We start from the raw sequence: 18,488 nt of genomic DNA on the forward strand, positions 1-18,488 counted from the left end.
CTAGACTTCCTTGGTCACACGCATCACTTCTTCTAGGGATGTTATCCCTTTCAGAACTTTGCTTAAGCCATCATCTCGAATACTTGGGGTTGTACTACGAATGGCCTTCTCAATAGCCTGTTCACCCGATTCGCTATGAATCAGTTCTTGTACTGAATCATCAATCATCAGCAGCTCATGAATACCGGTACGGCCTCTGTATCCCTTATGGCCACACTCCTCACAACCTTTAGCCTGGTAAAGCGTCAGACTTTCTTTTTTCTTCAACCCGAACAGCTTTTTCTGCTCTTTGTCTGCTTCATAAGGTTCTTTACAACCGTTACACAGAGTACGAACCAAGCGCTGAGCCAAAACACCCAACAATGAAGAAGAGATCAAGAAAGGTTCAATACCCATATCGCGCAAACGCGTGATCGCGCCGATTGCAGTATTGGTGTGAAGGGTCGACATAACTAAGTGGCCGGTCAAAGAGGCTTGTACCGCAATCTCTGCGGTTTCCAAATCTCGGATCTCACCAATCATAACGACATCAGGATCTTGGCGAAGAATGGCACGCAAGCCACGCGCAAAGGTCATATCAACCTTAGGGTTCACTTGTGTTTGGCCAATACCATCGATATCGAATTCAATTGGATCTTCAACCGTCAGGATGTTGCGTTCGTTACTGTTGAGTTCTTGCAGGCCAGCATACAAGGTCGTGGATTTACCAGAACCCGTAGGGCCGGTAACCAGGATAATGCCGTGTGGGCGCTGAATCAGCTTACGGAAGTTTTCGTGGTTCTCTGCTGTCATACCTAAACTGTGCAAGTCTAGACGAGTCGCGTTTTTGTCCAACAGACGCATTACGACACGCTCACCATGCGAAGAAGGCATGGTTGAAACACGAACATCAACCGCTCGGCCACCAATACGCAAAGAAATACGGCCATCTTGTGGCACGCGTTTTTCCGCGATATCCAATTTAGCCATAACCTTTACACGAGAAACCAACAGCGGAGCCAATTTACGGCTTGGCGCTAGAACATCACGCAGTACACCATCAACTCGGAAACGGATACAGAGTGACTTTTCAAAGGTTTCGATATGTATATCCGAAGCACCCTCTTTGATCGCCTCTCCCAACATCGCATTGATTAACTTGATGATCGGGGCATCGTCTTCCGATTCGAGTAGATCTTCATCTTGGGGCAGTTCTTCTGCCAATGAGAAGAAATCATCACTGTCTGCACCGATGTCTTCCATTAACTGACGCGCTTCAGACGAATCACGCTGATAAGCATCGGTCAGTTTTTTATCAAACTCATCGAGAGTAATCGCTTGTGGCGTGAAACCATTTTTGACCACGCGGCTTACTTCAATGATCGCCGCCGATTTCAACGGATCGACATAGTAAAGTACTGGCGCTCGTTCTGGGTGCTGATATTCCAACACCATCTTGTAGCGGTTCGCAAAGCTAAACGGCAAGCGCTGAAAAGTACGTGCCGCCCCTACCAATTCAGCCATTATTCTGTTTCCATTTGGTCGATGAAGGCTTGGATTTCAGCCGGATGATTCATATCAGCACCAAATTTAGGCAATACAGGAATGTTATCGTCAGCCATCAGTTTCAGGCCTTGTTCAGCCTTGTACAATTGCTCAGCTCGGATGAAGTTGTATTTACGCTGAGTGATACCATCCGCCGTCATACCATCACGAATGATGGTTGGCTTGATGAATACCATTAGATTCTTTTTCTCAACTTGAGTACTGGTTGATTTAAACAGGTGCCCTAAAACCGGAATATCACCTAAGAATGGAACCTTAGATTCACTCTCCAGTGCACGTTCATCAATCAAACCACCCAGCACTAGCATTTGACCGTCTTGAACAATCACCGATGTATTCAGTTGACGCTTAGCAAAGCGAACATCCACCGCACCGTTGGCACCTAATACGTTAGAGACTTCTTGTTCTATTTGTAGTTGAACCGAGTCACCTTCATTGATTTGTGGCACAACCTTAAGTTTGATACCCACTTCTTTACGTTCGACAGTTTGGAATGGATTGTCGTTGCTTGAACCCGCAGTAGAACCGGTTAGAACTGGCACTTCTTCACCCACAATGAATGAAGCTTCGCCGTTATCCATCACGGTAATACTTGGAGAAGATAAGATGTTTGAGTTTGAATCGGTGGCTACCGCACTGATTAGCGCTGTCCAATCACCCATCACCACGCTCATGGCTGCGCCATTCACGCCAGAAAGAGCAGAGGCTAAAGTTGAATAATCACCTTCTTCAGTGGTGGTTTCATTACGCAAGAATTTACCGTCTGAATCATAAACGGCGGTCGTTGTTTCACTGTCTTTGGCTTCTTCTAGGCCAACCATCACACCACCAATGGAAGCGCCAGTATTGCTGTACTGAATCATTGCACCCGTTTCAAGGTTACCCCATTGCACACCAAGGTTAACGCCGTCACCTTCTGCCATCTCGACAATCAGGGCTTCAATCAAGACTTGAGCACGACGAATATCCAGCTGTGCGATCACGTCTTGCAGCGCATTCATGATGTCCGGTTGTGCGGTAATCACCAACGAGTTGGTATCACTGTGAGCCGAGATCATCACTTGGTTGCGTTGAGATGAGCTACCTTTAGTTGATGTTTGCTTCTCTGATTGCAGGTTGTCCGACACGCCTTTCAGCACATCGACTAAGTCTTCTGCTTTTGCGTATTTAAGGTAAATAACTTGGTTGTTGCCTTTGGTCGCCATTTCAACATCAAGCTGTTCAATCAGCCTTCTTAAACGGCTACGTACTTTAGGGTCGCCTGAGATAAGAATCGCATTGGTACGCTCATCAGCAACTAATTTAGGTTGTAGGAAGGCAGGTGTATTTTTAGCATCAGTGGTTTTACTTAATGCATCGACAATACGCACCATTTCTGCCGCAGAAGCATTCTTTAGTTCAACGACTTCAATCTCTTTATCACCCGCTTGGTCAACACGCTTGATGATTTCCGCTAAGCGATTTACTACCGCAGCACGGCCAGTAATCAGAATGATATTCGCAGGATCGTAATGCACAACATTACCCGCGCCTGCATTGTCATTCAGTTGGCGAAGCAAAGGAGAAAGTTCACGTACTGAAACATTGCGAACCGTCACGACACGTGTGACAACATTGTCGCCTTTGATCGTGTCACTGTCTCCAACGACTGGAATTGCCGATGTTTTAGAATCTTTAGCCTTGATGATCTTAAGAACACCCGAGTCCATTTCGACAACCGCGTAGCCATACACTTCCAATACATTTAGGAAGAAGCTGTAATATTGCTCTTCATTGAGCACATCGTAGCTGCGTACATCGATTTTTCCGCGCACCGAAGGGTCAACGATGATCGTCTTCTCTAAGTTACGACCAACAATATTAATAAACTCTTGAATATCAGTGCCTTTAAAGCTGGCACTAAAATCACTCGCGATGGCTGCGGGTGTGCAGATTAAGCTTCCTGCCAGTAACCATGCACTTTTCTTAAACCAATGCTTCACGTATTTCTCCTACACTTTCGTCCTTCGTTGGACGCAAAGTTTTAAAATTCAATAAACACTTCATGTTGTTGTCCATCTCTCTCGACGACGAGATTTAGCTCTGTCAGCTCTGAAATGGAACGGAATATGTTGCCCATTGCGGCTGGGTCTGTCAGGTCTTGCCCATTTAATTGAGTAGCAATATCTCCGTTTTGGAGCCCAACAGAGTTAAAAAGTTCTGAATCTTTGCCAGGGCTCACACGATAACCAATAACTTTATCGTCACGCTTCACCTGAGACAGTCGAACATATTGGAAGATTTGTTGCGGATCTTTCATTATCTTCGCTTTAATTTCATCAAGCTTCTCTTCTGCAGAAGCTGGGTTGTTGCCACGTACCGAAGAGGAGGCGCGAGGAGGCGCAGGCGCTGAGACAGCTAAACGCTTGTACTCAATCCCCTCAAGCATCAGTGTTTCATCTCGCCCTGAGTTATCAATGATCACGCGATCCACAAGCACCGCTTTTAGCTTGGCACGCGTGCCTTCTATTTCTTCGTTGATCCCGTAAGTCGCTTGTGTGCCGCGATTAGCAATCACAGCCAAGCTCAGTTTTGGGTTAGAACTCGCTACCGCGCCCACCAAAACCAGATTCAATCGCGTCTTAGGCGCATCTTGGATAACTTGTTGTTCAACAACAGGAGCCGTGGTTGGGTTATAGGCGCCAAACATATTGCTCTGCTGCAAAGAAGAGGTATCGAGGGTAGACTGAGGAGAGGAAGACGATGAAGCTGTTGCTTTCCAAGGCACGACGGTTTGCTCGGCAGGTTCAACAAACCATGCGAGCTGTCCTAAAATCCATGCGGAAGCTGCAATCAACACGCAACAAGTAACTAGGCTTAGTTTTTGCTGAAGTACAAATCCATTCTCTAATAAGCGGCTCAACATAGGATAATGTCCTATGCGACTTTTGAGCTCTAAAAAGTTCACTTCCCTTGTCCCTTTTCATGACGACAAACGCTGCAAATCATTAAACTTTCAGCTTTTTTATTCATTCGTGCGATACCAAGCTTATTTAAGCATAAGATCCCGAACTATATCATAGCAAATCTATAAATCGGCATTACATGGCTATTTTGTAATATGACTTGAAAAAAATGCCAACCGCCTCCACTTTAAGCTTCTACTTAATGTGATAAGCATCATCAAAAACATGTTGCGCGCTGTTCATTACAGTTAAACCGCATTCATTTCTCACTTAAAAGGCACTGCCCTATATGAAAAATGCTAATGAAGCTGTCAGACTCGATAAATGGTTGTGGGCCGCTCGTTTTTACAAAACTCGGTCTATTGCTCGCAACATGGTCGATGGTGGCAAAGTCCACTATAATGGTCAGCGCAGCAAACCAAGTAAAGTTGTCGAACTTGGAGCCGTCATTACGCTGCGCCAAGGTAATGAAGAAAAAACGGTGACTATCGAGAAAATCTCGGCCCATCGTGGCGGAGCTCCGATCGCTCAAACACTCTATGAAGAAACCACTGAAAGCTTGGCAAAAAGAGAAGAGTTTGCACAACAGCGCAAGCTTAATGCTCATAGCCCAGCACCAGAACGTCGCCCAGATAAAAAGCAACGTCGTGACATCATCAAGTTCAAGACTCAATAAGCTAGAAGGAATAGCCAAATGGCAGACCCAATGTCTACAAGTAATGTTTTAAATCGCTACCTATTTGAAGACCTATCAGTACGTGGTGAATTGGTACAAATGGACGAAGCGTACCAACAGATTATTTCTAGCAAGGAATACCCAGCACCAGTACAGAAACTGCTGGGTGAGCTATTGGTTTCTACGACGCTTTTAACGGCGACCCTAAAATTTGAAGGCTCTATCACCATGCAACTGCAAGGTGATGGCCCTGTATCTCTAGCCGTTATCAATGGCGACCACGACCAAAAAATCCGTGGCGTTGCTCGCTTTGAAGGTGATATCGCTGATGACGCAGGCCTGCACGATCTTGTTGGTAAAGGCCACTTGGTTATCACCATTGATCCTAAGAAAGGTGAGCGTTACCAAGGTATCGTTGGTCTTGAGGGCGAAACTCTCGCTGACGTTCTTGAAGGTTACTTTGCTAACTCAGAACAGCTTAAGACTCGTCTATGGCTGCGCACGGGTGAACATGAAGGTAAAGCTCACGCAGCGGGTATGCTTTTACAGGTTATGCCTGATGGTACCGGGACACCTGATGACTTCGAACATCTAGAACAGTTAACCGATACGGTTAAGAACGAAGAGTTGTTCTCTCTAGAAGCGAATGAGTTGCTGTACCGTTTGTACAACCAAGAGAAAGTGCAGCTGTTTACACCACAGCCTGTTGAGTTCTTCTGTGGCTGTTCTCGTCAACGCAGTGGCGCCGCTATCATTACGGTTGCTCAAGAAGAGATTTACGACATCATCAGCACCGAAGGTAGCGTTGCTCTACACTGTGATTACTGTGGCACAAACTACTCGTTCGACAAGAACGATGTGGATGCACTGTACGCAGAAGCAGCAGATAAAGGCGACAATACGGTTCATTAATTTACAGCGTACCAAAAACACGTAATTTACCCCAAAAAGGTCAGCACTCAGCTGGCCTTTTTTGTGATCAAAACAGCGCAAACTCCGTAACATCTCGTAATAAAATCACCGCTTAATTTTAATCAATTAATAATGTTCTCGCCTCTAGCGCAAAGGTTTGCGTACAGGATAGACTAGTTAGGCCAATATGTGACGAGACGCTTAAAACCCCAAGGTTGATATGGATATTTTTTGAGCTATATCCCTGTTTCCCCCGAGTCTCGTTGCTAGCATGGTGAGCAGATAACAATAAAAAATTAATACAAAATCCCTACAAAATATCCTACAAGGAGCACCTATGACCGTTATGGAACATACTAAGGCTGCACAAATTGATCTAACTAAGCACGGACTGACTGGCGTTACCGAAGTTCTTCGTAATCCTAGCTACGAACAGTTATTCGTTGAAGAAACACTGCCAGGTCTAGAAGGCTACGAGAAAGGCGTAGTAACGGAACTAGGCGCTGTTGCGGTTGACACTGGTATCTTTACTGGCCGCTCACCAAAAGATAAGTACATTGTTAAAGATGACACAACACGCGATACCATGTGGTGGTCAGATCAAGGCAAAAATGACAACAAACCGATTACAACTGAAGTATGGAATGAGCTAAAAGAGCTTGTAACAACTCAGCTATCTGGCAAGCGCCTGTTTGTCATTGACGGTTACTGTGGTGCTAACCCAGATACGCGCTTAAGTGTACGTATTATCACGGAAGTAGCGTGGCAAGCGCACTTCGTTAAGAACATGTTCATTCGTCCAACCGACGAAGAGCTAGCAACGTTCGAACCTGACTTCGTCGTTATGAACGGTGCTAAAACAAGCAACCCTAACTGGGAAAAACAAGGTCTAAACTCTGAGAATTTCGTTGCTTTCAACCTAACTGAACGCGTTCAAATCATTGGCGGTACTTGGTACGGCGGTGAGATGAAAAAAGGTATGTTCGCAATGATGAACTACCTATTGCCTCTGCAAGGTATCGCTTCAATGCACTGCAGTGCAAACGTGGGCGAGAAAGACGATGTAGCCATTTTCTTCGGCTTATCCGGCACAGGTAAAACAACGCTATCAACCGATCCTAAACGTGAGTTAATTGGTGATGATGAGCACGGCTGGGATGACGATGGTATCTTCAACTTTGAAGGTGGTTGCTACGCGAAAACGATCCGCCTGTCGAAAGAAGCAGAACCAGAAATTCACAATGCAATCCGTCGCGATGCACTGCTAGAAAACGTAACGGTTCGTGGTGATGGCTCTATCGATTTTGATGACGGTTCAAAAACAGAAAACACTCGTGTTTCTTACCCAATTCACCACATCGACAACATTGTTAAGCCAGTTTCAAAAGCCGGTCACGCTCAAAAAGTTATCTTCCTGACCGCAGATGCATTTGGTGTTCTACCACCAGTATCTAAACTGACACCAGAGCAAACTAAGTACCACTTCCTATCTGGCTTTACCGCTAAGTTAGCAGGTACAGAGCGTGGTATCACTGAGCCAACTCCAACGTTCTCTGCTGCGTTCGGTGCTGCATTCTTAACCCTTCACCCAACTCAGTACGCTGAAGTGCTTGTGAAGCGTATGGAAGCGGCTGGTGCAGAAGCTTACCTTGTGAACACGGGTTGGAATGGCACAGGCAAACGTATCTCGATTCAAGATACTCGCGGCATCATTGACGCTATCCTAGATGGCTCAATCGACCAAGCGGAGACTAAGGTTATTCCTATGTTTAACCTAGAAGTACCGCTAGCGTTGCACGATGTAGATCCTGCGATTCTAGACCCACGTGATACGTACACTGACCCACTACAATGGGAAAGCAAAGCGAAAGATCTAGCAGAACGCTTCATCAACAACTTTGATAAGTACACAGATAACGCTGAAGGTAAGTCACTGGTTGCTGCAGGCCCACAACTAGACTAGTTTCACCATCTGCTCGGGGTTGAGCGAAATGCGAAGACCCTGTTTCAAAATGATATTTTTGTAGCAAGCCCCTCTTTTGAGGGGCTTTTTTGTTGATGCTTACCCATTTTTGTTCCACTCTGTTTTAACACTAGTGAAATTTAAGGCTTTCAAGGAATGAAAAAGGTACTCATGGTGCTTGGCATTGTGCTTTCCATCATCGTTGCACTTATCGCAACGCTGCTATTAAGCTTACAAACTCAATACCGAGCTGATGTTGCTAACTTCTTTATCAAGCATACGATTGAACAACCTGTGCTCATTGAAGATATTGAGTATCAGGTGCCTTACCACATCACTTTAATGGGCGTTACCCAAAGTCAGCCAGAACAACAAACTCCTCTTTATATCGATAAGATCGATATTTGGTTCAGCCCTCACTCTGTCACTCAAGCCAAACTCGTTTTGGATTCTGTGCTGCTCAGCGGCCTTCAATTGGAAACGAATGATCTCGGCACACTCGCATCACTACTTATACAACCAAACATTCAGCTCCACCAGCTAGCCATTAATAACCTAGATTTTTCGACACAGGACTTTAATGTGCGTGGTATCGATCTCCAGATTTCAGAACCCACTTGGGGTGACAGCAATTCACTGCTGCCTTATGGAAAAACTCAACTCACCGCCACGCAACTTTACTGGCAAGGTGAAGCATTCGATAACCTTCTGATTGATCTAGACCTAAAACCCAGTGATAGCACTCTGTATGGCGCTTCATTCGACTGGCGTGGAGCGAAAATTTCCGGGCAAGCAGAGCAATACCAGAGTGATTGGTCGCTGGTGAATGTCACGGTCGATGGCTTACGATTAAACGAAAGACAAACCAAGACCCTATTGAGCAAAGAATGGGATGTCGCAGGTATTCAGGTCAACCACATCAACAGCCTAGACATTCTACGCAGCGATGTGCAATGGCAAGATGGCCACTTAGCTGCTTTTGATGCGTCACTCGAAAATATCCAACTGCCTTTTAGATGGTGGGAGCAACAACAAGCGACGCTCTCCCTACAAGCTGAGGGCGTCATTTTGGACGATGATAGCTTCATCGACCCAAGCGTTAAGTTAAGCCTCCAACCAAACCAGATTCTGATTGAAGATTTTTATACTCAATTCCTGCAAGGCAGTATTCAGCTGAACGGAGAGATTACCCCGAGCTCCATTGAATTAGCACAACTCGATGTTCGCGGCATAAAATGGATAACAGAGAACCAAGATAATAATTTACCCGCGATGCGTCTCACTCCTTGGCTTAAACAGCTACAACAGGTCTCTATCAAACAACTTAACGTAGAACGCAGCCAACTCATTCAACTCGCAGAGAAGCCTTACTGGCAGGTCTCAGGACTGCATGTCGAGGGGCATCAAGTTCATCTGCTTCAAGATAGAAAGCTAGGTTTGTGGCAAGGTAAGTTGATGGCCAGTGCTAACGATGCAAGCTATCAAAGCATCCTCAGCGCTCAACCTGTTATTGAAATGAACAGCGATCAGGGGAAATGGACACTAACACGCCTGTTTGCGCCACTGAAGCATGGCTATATTGAAGCAAATGCAACGCTCGATTTTAACAAAATAAGCAAACCATGGAGCTTAGACATCTCTGCCGATGGGTTGCCGATATCACTAATATTGCAGCCATTAGAGTTACCACTCGATGCAACAGGTTATGGAGAGTTCGAGCTTCAAGCCGCTGGCTTATATGGCGATTCACTGATGCTCGGTTACTCAACCACGGGGCAACTCACTGGTAGCGTTCGTCAAGGCGTAATGACCTTTAACGATAAGCTCTCCAACACATCAAGCAATAACGTATTTGAAGTTCCGGAATTGAATGCAGATTTCGACCGTGGCCGTTTCACTCTTAAGCCAATGCACATTATTGGTGCATCTGCAGAAGAGCAAGGTTCACAAAGAGTTCAAACGTTAAATGGCGAGGTTTCAGGAGAACTCGATTTGCTAGAAACGACCAAGCACACGCTTTCTATCACCTTAACTGACCAATGCCATCAAATCTCAGGAAAGCTCAACCAAGCGAAGTATTCGGAGATTAATGACTGCCAACAAAAAAGCGCCACTCCACAGGAGTAGCGCTTTCAATCAACCGTTTCATTTGCAGTTTTTGATCCGCAGTTCAACGAGCGTTAAGCTATTTACTCACGTTTGACTCGGTTGATAATCTCTTTTTATAGTCGGGGATCAGCATATAGGTTCCCGTAAACTCAACCGCTTCTACATCACCACTGTTAATGGTCACGTGAATAATGATACGTGCCTTTCTACCTGACGCGAGACGATCTAAATCACCACTGATTCCATCCAATGAAGTCGCAGCCACTGGGTTTTGCTCAACCGGATGACGATAGCGAATATTACTGTCGGCCAATACGATATCACCAGTAAGCCCACGCTCTTTCATCAACAGCCAAGTCATTCCCCAACCCGTTAGGGTCGCTAAGGTGAAAGCTGAACCAGCAAACATGGTGTTATGAGGGTTAAGGTTGGGATTCAACTGAGCACTACACTCAAACTGATAACCCGTGTATTGGTTAATCTTGATGCCCATCTTGTCACTGATCGGGATTTGATTTTCCCAGCGCTGTTGTAGCTCATTACACCATTCAGGCTTACGCAGCACATCAGCCATAGGATCAAGGTGCTTCACCATCTGTTGGTGACGCACAGGGCCACGTTGGTCGTTAATTTCACCACGACGCTCAAAGTGATTCTTTTCGTAGAATGAGATCGCATCTTCACGTGCATTACACACCAAACGCTTCGCCCCTTCTTGACGTGCCAGTGACTCTAGCGCAACCAAGATAAGTGAGCCCATGCCTTTACTTTGGCGAGATTTCTTCACCGCCATATAGCGAATCTGCCCCTCTAGATCTGGGGTGATATAGAGACGACCAATCGCCATCGGGCGACCACGACCATCGACAATCATGCGATGGTGACTCATGGCATCGTATTCATCGCGCTCTGAACCTACCGGCATGCGCCAAGGTTCACGGAGCATCTGCCAGCGAAAATGGTAATACTTGTTCAGTTGATTTTCGGTGGTCGGTGTTATGAGTTTAAACATGCTTATTCCTTTAAGCCTAAACCTGCAGCCAGAATGTTACTGGGCCATCATTAACCAAAGACACTTTCATGTCGGCTGCGAATCGGCCACGTTCCGTTGGCAAGACTGATTCACACTGGTCAGAAAAATAGTTGTAAAGACGCTCTGCATCTTCTGGGTGAGCACCACGAGAAAATCCTGCTCGTGTGCCTTTCTTAGTATCAGCTGGCAGAGTGAATTGAGAAACCACTAATACCTTACCTTCTACCTGCTTTACATTGAGATTCATTTTATCGTCTTCATCTCCAAAGACACGATAAGTGGTCACTCGTTCCATCAAGCGTTTGGCTTTGGCTTCGTCATCACCTTTTTCTACGCCTAACAGAACCAATAAGCCTTGCTCAATCTCACCCACTACTTCGCCATCAACACAGACGGCAGCTTCACTTACTCTCTGGATCAGTGCTATCACTGTTGTTTCCTTGCTCTGTGATTTTGTCTTTATCCGACGAGTGTACCATTTCTTGAGAGTCACTCCACTGTTCCTGCTCACCAAGCGCGGCTGTCACTTCAGCACCCACTAACACGATTAACCAGCACAAATAAACCCAAACAAAAAGAATCGGAATCGCCGCTAAAGCACCGTAAATCAACTGGTAAGACGGAAACTGAGTAATATAAGCCGCAAAACCTTTCTTGCTTAATTCAAACAGAATGGCCGCAACCAAAGAGCCTGCAGCAGCATGAGAAAAGTGTATCTTTTTGTTTGGAACGAGAAGGTATAAACCGAAGAACGCAAAGAAAGAGAGAATCAAAGGAAGCTTGCGGATCACGGTATTGAAGGCACTCGAGACGACTTCGTTTTGCAGCAAGTTCAATGACGTCACGTAAGAGGTCGCGGCAATACTGGCGCCCACTAAAATAGGCCCAAGCGTTAGCACCATCCAATACATAGAGAAAGACAACACCGCACGTCGCTTTTCCGTTACACGCCAGATGTAGTTCAAGTTCTTATCAATATTGGAGATCAGCATCAGAGCTGCAATGAATAAGAACACACTGCCTACAGCGGTCATTTTCCCGGTATTGGCGACAAACTCAAGCAAAGCACCATGCACTGCATCCCCTGACGCAGGAACAAAGTTGGTAATGACAAAGTTTTGAATCACGAGACCGACATCAGCAAAGATTGAGAATGACGATAAAATCGATAGCAGAACCGTCAGCATCGGCACAATGGAAAGCAGAGTAATGTACGCTAAATAGCCCGCGTTCACGTTGACTCTATCGTGCGTCATCCGCGTAAGAAGATAGCGGGAAAACTGGATGCTTCCTGTGGCTGCCTTTTTTATCTTCAACTTGTAACTCCCTTGTAACTCGTTCATAGTCCTAATTAATATTCCGTTGTATTAATCACAGTAAATAAATGTTCAAAAATAGCGTAGGAAAAAGGCTTGAGAACAAGGCAGCCTTTTTTGATAAGTAGTTATTCTACAATCAAAAATTCTAACGCCGTTATCAAGCATTTTAACAAGCTAGGTTGAGCAGTTATTTACTACGATTGATATTATTTAACTATAGGAAACTAGGATGCCTTATTTAATAGTTATAGTCCTCTCTATTTTTTCTCTAACTGGATGCCAGTCCGCTTATTACTCTGCCATGGAGCAAGTGGGTTACCACAAGCGCGACATTATGGTCGACAGAGTAGAAGACGCGAAAGAGTCGCAGCAGGATGCTCAGGAAGAGTTTACCAGCGCACTTGAAGCCTTGAGTAGCCTGACGAACTTCAGTGGCGGCGACCTTGAAGACATGTACAACCAAATCAACGATAAATACCAAGACAGCGAGAAAGCCGCACAAAATGTCAGTGATCGGATTGCTGCGATTGAAGACGTGTCAGATGCGCTGTTTGCAGAGTGGCAGGGTGAGTTAGATCTCTACACTAGCGACTCATTACGTCGTTCAAGTGAGCAAAAACTTCGTGAGACTAAATCGTCTTACCAAAAGATGCTCTCAGCTATGAAACGGGCCGAGAAAAAAATGGACCCGGTACTCAACACCCTTCGCGACAATACGCTTTATCTAAAGCATAACCTCAATGCGAGTGCTGTCGGTTCATTGCAGGGAGAATTCATGAGCTTAGAAAAAGACATTGCCTATGCAATAGAGCAGATGAATGCAGCGATAGCAGAGTCGGATAAATTCCTCGCTCAGCTCAATCAGAAGTAATCCCTCTAAGATAAATGACCACGCAATGAGTCCTATCATCATCTCTGGCGGCCCAGGAGCCGGAAAGACAACACTGATTCATGCCTTGGGTAACGCGGGTTACCCAATCTTCGCTGAATCCTCTCGCCAGTTGATAGAAGAGCAAAGCCAGCTTAAAAATGGAATTTTACCCTGGCTAGATCTGCCGGGGTTTGCTCGTTTGTGTTTAACCGTCATGATCGAGCAAAAAGAACAAGCTAAACAGCATTCGATTACGTTTCTCGATCGCGCTATTCCAGATATCTGTGGTTACTTGAATCAAGCTAACCTTGAGATTGATGAGAGCTACCGAGAAGCAAGCCAAGGCTATCACTCTCAAGCCTTCTTCTGTCGCCCTGAGGCATTTATTTACGTACAAGATGATGTGAGGCCTTATCCGATTGAAGAGGCACTAGAAATTCACCACGCGTTAGTCAGAATCTATCAAGAGCTAGGTTATGAAGTGGTCGAGGTGCCATTTATGTCGGTGGAAGAACGAGTTCAATTCGTGATACATCACCTAAAGATAAAGAACTAGATATCAAAAACTAGAGCTCAACTCAATCGTTCATCCCTCTTGAAGATGACGGAAGGCTCATTAACACAGACAACGTTAAGACACCGAATCATCATACCCTTTTGCAAAACACCTTCGCTAAAAGCCATTTAGGCATCAACCATTAGACCCACAGCTCTTTCGTCCCTTCCTCTTGAGGGTGACGACAAGGTACTTTAAATTAAGGTGCTTTAAATTAAACACATACGCCGTCATTCTCTACCGCGAGAGATGAGCGTGGTAGGGAATCTCTCAGCCTTACTATTTTCGATATATTACTTGTTTTCGATATACGACTAACGGCACAAAAAAAGCCCCGAGCAGCTGAGCTACTCGGGGCTTTCTTATTCGTTGTAACGTCTCGTTAGCTAGAAGCTAACCTGCCGACAATTAGTCTTTAGCAGGGCGAGAAGCGCGCTTACGTTCGTTTTCAGTAAGAAGTTTCTTACGGATACGTACGTTTAGTGGCGTTACTTCTACTAGTTCATCTTCATCGATAAACTCAAGAGCTTGCTCTAGAGTGTGCTTGATCGGTGGAGAAAGAACTTGTGCTTCATCAGTACCAGATGCACGAACGTTCGTTAGTTGCTTACCTTTCAGGCAGTTTACTGTTAGGTCGTTTGAACGGTTGTGAATACCGATTACTTGGCCTTCGTAAACTTCATCAGCGTGCTCTGTGAATAGACGACCACGAGCTTGAAGGAAGAACAGTGCGTAAGTCAGTGCTTTACCTGTTGCGTTCGAGATTAGAACACCGTTGTTACGTTGACCAATGATACCGCCTTTGTGAGGACCGTAATGATCGAACGAGTGGTAAATAAGACCAGAACCAGACGTCATTGTAAGGAATTCAGTTTGGAAACCGATAAGACCACGAGAAGGCATCATGAAGTCCATGCGAACACGGCCTTTACCATCTGGTGCCATATCCGTTAGCTCACCCTTACGTAGACCGATGCTTTCCATGATCGCACCTTGGTGCTCTTCAACTACATCGATAGTAACCGTTTCAAACGGTTCCATTCTCTGACCATTTTCTTCTTTAATGATTACTTCTGGACGAGATACTGCAAGCTCAAAGCCTTCACGACGCATGTTTTCGATCAGGATAGAAAGGTGAAGCTCACCACGGCCTGATACGCGGAAACGGTCTGGGCTTTCAGTTTCTTCAACACGTAGTGCAACGTTATGAACCAATTCTTTTTCTAGACGCTCAAGGATGTTACGTGAAGTAACGAACTTGCCTTCTTTACCCGCGAACGGAGAAGTGTTTACTTGGAAAGTCATTGTTACTGTTGGTTCATCAACAGACAGTGGTTCCATTGCTTCAACATTGTTTACGTCACAGATAGTGTCTGAAATTTTCAGCTCACCAAGACCCGTGATTGCAATGATGTCGCCAGCGTTAGCTTGTTCTACTTCGTGACGCTCAAGACCTAGGTAACCAAGTACAGTACCTACTTTACCGTTACGTTTCTTGCCTTCAGCATTCACGATAGTTACTTGTTGGTTTGGCTTAACAGAACCACGAGTAACACGAGCAACACCGATAACACCTACGTAAGAGCTGTAATCAAGTTGAGAAACTTGCATTTGTAGTGGACCTTCAAGGTCAACTGCAGGTGCTTCTACTGTATCAACAACAGCTTGGAACAATGGTTCCATGTCTGTGCCAACTTCGCCTTCTTCCATTGTTGCCCAACCGTTTAGAGCTGAAGCGTAAACAACAGTAAAGTCTAGTTGCTCATCAGTCGCGCCTAGGTTGTCGAACAAGTCAAATACTTGGTCCATAACCCAATCAGGACGAGCACCAGGGCGGTCAATCTTGTTGATAACAACGATTGGCTTAAGGCCGTGTGCGAATGCTTTTTGTGTTACGAAACGAGTTTGAGGCATTGGGCCATCAACTGCATCAACGATCAGAAGAACTGAATCAACCATAGACATGATACGTTCAACTTCACCACCGAAGTCCGCGTGTCCTGGGGTATCTACGATGTTGATACGGTAATCATTCCAGTCAATTGCTGTGTTCTTAGCAAGGATTGTAATGCCACGCTCTTTTTCGATGTCATTCGAATCCATGACACGCTCTTCAGCTTCACCACGAGACTCAAGAGTGCCTGACTGTTGTAGTAGTTTATCAACCAAAGTCGTTTTACCGTGGTCAACGTGCGCGATGATCGCGATATTTCTTAACTTATCAATCTGTGGAGTAGACATGGATTCTCGATTCACTCATAAAAGGTAGCCGTCAATTATCTCAAAAGTTTGGATAATAACCGCTAGCTTGATTTAAAAAACGGTCAATAATATACCAGATTTTAGACAAAAACCCAGAAATATGTGATCTGAACCGGGGCTTTTTTCTCTTTTAGCGATTCATATCCGCTTAACTTTGATTCAGCACAGTATAGAAACGCCCAATTCATACGATTCTAAAGGATTGTCACAAACAAGCTTCAAATCGAATCTCTCTCAAAACGACAAAAGTGGATTGACAACTTAGGCAATTCATTGCTGAATGGTATCCGATCATGACTCATCTTGGTGCACAGACAAACGATTGCACCAATTAAGTGCACGCAGAGATCATTTTGGTGCAAAAACCAAAAATAACAAAACAGAAAAACAAGTAAATCATTGAAATTAATGGAATAATTTTTTTGGCACGTTTTTGGCTATACATAAATCAGCATCGATTAATGCACTTATAGACATTAATCAATGCTGGTTTCAACCGAATCGAGCTAATACCGAATTAATAACACTGGAGGTTATCCAAGATGTCAGTAGAAAATGTACTATCCCTGATCCAAGAGAACGAAGTTAAATTTATCGACTTACGTTTTACTGATACAAAAGGTAAAGAGCAGCACATCTCTATTCCTTCTCACCAAGTTGATGCTGACTTCTTCGAAGAAGGTAAAATGTTTGACGGCTCTTCAGTAGCTGGTTGGAAAGGCATTAACGAATCTGACATGGTAATGATGCCAGACGCAGCGTCTGCTGTACTGGACCCGTTCACAGAAGACGCAACACTGAACATCCGTTGTGACATCCTTGAGCCTGCAACAATGCAAGGCTACGATCGTGACCCTCGCTCTATCGCTAAACGTTCTGAAGAATACCTACGTTCTACAGGTATCGCAGACACAGTTCTAGTTGGTCCAGAGCCAGAATTCTTCCTATTTGATGACGTTAAGTTCTCAAACGACATGTCTGGTTCTTTCTTCAAGATTGATGACGTAGAAGCAGCTTGGAACACAGGTTCTGACATCGAAGGCGGTAACAAAGGTCACCGTCCTGGCGTTAAAGGCGGTTACTTCCCAGTAGCTCCTGTAGATTCTTCTCAAGACATCCGTTCTGCAATGTGTCTAGTAATGGAAGAGATGGGTCTAGTTGTTGAAGCTCACCACCACGAAGTAGCAACTGCGGGTCAAAACGAAATCGCAACTCGCTTCAATACGCTAACAACAAAAGCTGATGAGACTCAAATCTACAAGTACGTTGTACACAACGTTGCTCACGCATTTGGTAAAACAGCGACATTCATGCCTAAGCCACTAGTTGGTGACAACGGTTCTGGTATGCACGTTCACCAATCTCTAGCAAAAGACGGCGTTAACCTGTTTGCTGGTGATAAGTACGGCGGCCTATCTGAAATGGCGCTTTACTACATCGGTGGTGTAATCAAACACGCTCGTGCAATCAACGCATTTGCTAACCCATCAACGAACTCGTACAAGCGTCTTGTACCTGGTTTTGAAGCTCCGGTAATGCTTGCTTACTCAGCACGTAACCGTTCTGCTTCTATCCGTATCCCAGTAGTACCAAGCCCGAAAGCACGTCGTATCGAGCTACGTTTTGGTGACCCAGCAGCTAACCCATACCTATGCTACTCAGCAATGCTGATGGCTGGCCTTGACGGTATCAAGAACAAGATCCACCCAGGCGAAGCTATGGATAAAGATCTATACGACCTTCCAGCAGAAGAAGCGGCTGAAATCCCAACAGTTGCTGAGTCTCTAGAAGTTGCACTTAAAGCTCTAGACGACGATCGTGAGTTCCTAACTGCAGGTGGCGTATTCTCAGATGATTTCATCGATTCTTACATCAAACTGAAATCTGACGACGTACAACGCGTGAACATGGCTACACACCCACTTGAATTTGAACTGTACTACTCAGTTTAATCTCCTGTAGAGATAAGCCATTTCTTACTGCAACCTTGTAAGAATCGCTGACTAAATATTAGGCTCGCCTCGCAGGCGGGCCTTTTTTATATACTCCCTCCCTCTGCTTCCTCGTACCATACAGATACCAATCGTAGTAAATAACTACTCAGCCTAGCTTGTTAAAACACTCGATAACATCGTTAGGTTTTTTGATTGTAGAATAACTACTTATCGAAAAAACCTGCCTCGTTCTCAAGCCTTTTTCCTGCGCTATTTCTGAGCATTAACTTACTGTGATTGGTATTTAACAAAAGCCCTCAGAGGCTGCTGCTATAAATACAATAAAATCAAAACCAACGCCAA

Annotated in this window: 14 protein-coding genes; 7 read left to right on the forward strand and 7 right to left on the reverse strand. The window is 45.0% G+C overall.

All coding sequences use genetic code 11. From position 1 onward, the window contains the following. The 3 genes from gspE to gspC are packed head-to-tail and all read right to left on the reverse strand — an operon-like array spanning nucleotide 1 to nucleotide 4,450. Nucleotides 1-1,503, reverse strand: coding sequence for a type II secretion system ATPase GspE (gene gspE / locus OCV36_RS15640; protein ID WP_135455801.1), 1,503 nt, complete (start codon nucleotides 1,501-1,503; stop codon nucleotides 1-3). After that, complete coding sequence (gene gspD, locus OCV36_RS15645; protein ID WP_135455803.1) at nucleotides 1,503-3,527, reverse strand: type II secretion system secretin GspD; 2,025 nt, start codon at nucleotides 3,525-3,527, stop codon at nucleotides 1,503-1,505. Before gspD ends, gspE begins: the two co-directional genes overlap by 1 nt. A 41-nt stretch (nucleotides 3,528-3,568) precedes the next feature. Then, on the reverse strand, nucleotides 3,569-4,450 hold the full coding sequence (gspC, locus tag OCV36_RS15650; RefSeq protein WP_135455805.1) for a type II secretion system protein GspC: 882 nt from the start codon (nucleotides 4,448-4,450) through the stop codon (nucleotides 3,569-3,571). Between the two features lie 329 nt (nucleotides 4,451-4,779). On the opposite strand from gspC, the gene hslR reads away from it, so the two are divergent. From hslR to OCV36_RS15670, 4 genes are all read left to right on the forward strand, one after another. Beyond that, nucleotides 4,780-5,166 (forward strand): ribosome-associated heat shock protein Hsp15, encoded by a 387-nt coding sequence (gene hslR, locus OCV36_RS15655; protein ID WP_017076164.1) that lies wholly within the window; start codon nucleotides 4,780-4,782, stop codon nucleotides 5,164-5,166. An 18-nt stretch (nucleotides 5,167-5,184) separates the two neighbouring features. Continuing rightward, nucleotides 5,185-6,078: an Hsp33 family molecular chaperone HslO gene (gene hslO, locus OCV36_RS15660; RefSeq protein WP_017076165.1), complete on the forward strand. Its 894-nt coding sequence runs from the start codon at nucleotides 5,185-5,187 to the stop codon at nucleotides 6,076-6,078. 337 nt (nucleotides 6,079-6,415) lie between these two features. Then, complete coding sequence (gene pckA, locus OCV36_RS15665) at nucleotides 6,416-8,041, forward strand: phosphoenolpyruvate carboxykinase (ATP) (protein WP_135455806.1); 1,626 nt, start codon at nucleotides 6,416-6,418, stop codon at nucleotides 8,039-8,041. A 171-nt stretch (nucleotides 8,042-8,212) separates the two neighbouring features. Beyond that, nucleotides 8,213-10,168 carry an AsmA family protein gene (locus OCV36_RS15670; RefSeq protein WP_135455869.1) on the forward strand — a complete coding sequence of 652 codons (1,956 nt, stop codon included), beginning with the start codon at nucleotides 8,213-8,215 and terminating at the stop codon, nucleotides 10,166-10,168. Nucleotides 10,169-10,226: 58 nt separating this feature from the next. Here the strand turns inward: OCV36_RS15670 and OCV36_RS15675 are convergent, their stop codons facing one another. The 3 genes from OCV36_RS15675 to OCV36_RS15685 are packed head-to-tail and all read right to left on the reverse strand — an operon-like array spanning nucleotide 10,227 to nucleotide 12,526. Next, entirely contained in the window at nucleotides 10,227-11,162 is a 936-nt protein-coding gene (locus OCV36_RS15675) for a bifunctional GNAT family N-acetyltransferase/hotdog fold thioesterase (RefSeq protein WP_135455808.1), read from the reverse strand. A 16-nt stretch (nucleotides 11,163-11,178) separates the two neighbouring features. Next, nucleotides 11,179-11,613, reverse strand: coding sequence for a D-aminoacyl-tRNA deacylase (gene dtd / locus OCV36_RS15680; protein ID WP_135455810.1), 435 nt, complete (start codon nucleotides 11,611-11,613; stop codon nucleotides 11,179-11,181). Continuing rightward, complete coding sequence (locus OCV36_RS15685; protein ID WP_135455812.1) at nucleotides 11,585-12,526, reverse strand: virulence factor BrkB family protein; 942 nt, start codon at nucleotides 12,524-12,526, stop codon at nucleotides 11,585-11,587. The genes dtd and OCV36_RS15685 overlap by 29 nt, the downstream gene beginning before the upstream one ends. Nucleotides 12,527-12,731: 205 nt before the next feature. Here OCV36_RS15685 and OCV36_RS15690 point away from each other — a divergent pair, with 205 nt between their 5' ends. Together OCV36_RS15690 and OCV36_RS15695 are read left to right on the forward strand one after the other, a co-directional pair. Next, complete coding sequence (locus tag OCV36_RS15690) at nucleotides 12,732-13,373, forward strand: DUF2959 domain-containing protein (RefSeq protein ID WP_135455814.1); 642 nt, start codon at nucleotides 12,732-12,734, stop codon at nucleotides 13,371-13,373. Nucleotides 13,374-13,398: 25 nt separating this feature from the next. Further along, on the forward strand, nucleotides 13,399-13,929 hold the full coding sequence (locus tag OCV36_RS15695) for an AAA family ATPase (RefSeq protein ID WP_135455816.1): 531 nt from the start codon (nucleotides 13,399-13,401) through the stop codon (nucleotides 13,927-13,929). 408 nt (nucleotides 13,930-14,337) lie between these two features. Here OCV36_RS15695 and typA read toward each other — a convergent pair whose 3' ends face one another. Further along, nucleotides 14,338-16,170, reverse strand: a complete 1,833-nt coding sequence (gene typA, locus OCV36_RS15700) for a translational GTPase TypA (protein ID WP_017075481.1) — start codon at nucleotides 16,168-16,170, stop codon at nucleotides 14,338-14,340. 563 nt (nucleotides 16,171-16,733) lie between these two features. Here typA and glnA point away from each other — a divergent pair. Next, on the forward strand, nucleotides 16,734-18,143 hold the full coding sequence (gene glnA, locus OCV36_RS15705) for a glutamate--ammonia ligase (protein WP_017075482.1): 1,410 nt from the start codon (nucleotides 16,734-16,736) through the stop codon (nucleotides 18,141-18,143). The last annotated feature ends 345 nt before the right edge of the window (nucleotides 18,144-18,488 follow it).

This window comes from Vibrio echinoideorum (genome assembly GCF_024347455.1).
GTDB classification, from domain to species: Bacteria; Pseudomonadota; Gammaproteobacteria; order Enterobacterales; family Vibrionaceae; genus Vibrio; species Vibrio echinoideorum.

Coding starts and splice junctions, on each gene's coding strand:
- gspE (WP_135455801.1), bottom strand. CDS start 1,503: ATGGCTGAATTGGTAGGGGCGGCACGTACTTTTCAGCGCTTGCCGTTT.
- gspC (WP_135455805.1), bottom strand. CDS start 4,450: ATGTTGAGCCGCTTATTAGAGAATGGATTTGTACTTCAGCAAAAACTA.
- hslR (WP_017076164.1), top strand. CDS start 4,780: ATGAAAAATGCTAATGAAGCTGTCAGACTCGATAAATGGTTGTGGGCC.
- hslO (WP_017076165.1), top strand. CDS start 5,185: ATGGCAGACCCAATGTCTACAAGTAATGTTTTAAATCGCTACCTATTT.
- pckA (WP_135455806.1), top strand. CDS start 6,416: ATGACCGTTATGGAACATACTAAGGCTGCACAAATTGATCTAACTAAG.
- OCV36_RS15670 (WP_135455869.1), top strand. CDS start 8,213: ATGGTGCTTGGCATTGTGCTTTCCATCATCGTTGCACTTATCGCAACG.
- OCV36_RS15675 (WP_135455808.1), bottom strand. CDS start 11,162: ATGTTTAAACTCATAACACCGACCACCGAAAATCAACTGAACAAGTAT.
- OCV36_RS15685 (WP_135455812.1), bottom strand. CDS start 12,526: ATGAACGAGTTACAAGGGAGTTACAAGTTGAAGATAAAAAAGGCAGCC.
- OCV36_RS15690 (WP_135455814.1), top strand. CDS start 12,732: ATGCCTTATTTAATAGTTATAGTCCTCTCTATTTTTTCTCTAACTGGA.
- OCV36_RS15695 (WP_135455816.1), top strand. CDS start 13,399: ATGAGTCCTATCATCATCTCTGGCGGCCCAGGAGCCGGAAAGACAACA.
- typA (WP_017075481.1), bottom strand. CDS start 16,170: ATGTCTACTCCACAGATTGATAAGTTAAGAAATATCGCGATCATCGCG.
- glnA (WP_017075482.1), top strand. CDS start 16,734: ATGTCAGTAGAAAATGTACTATCCCTGATCCAAGAGAACGAAGTTAAA.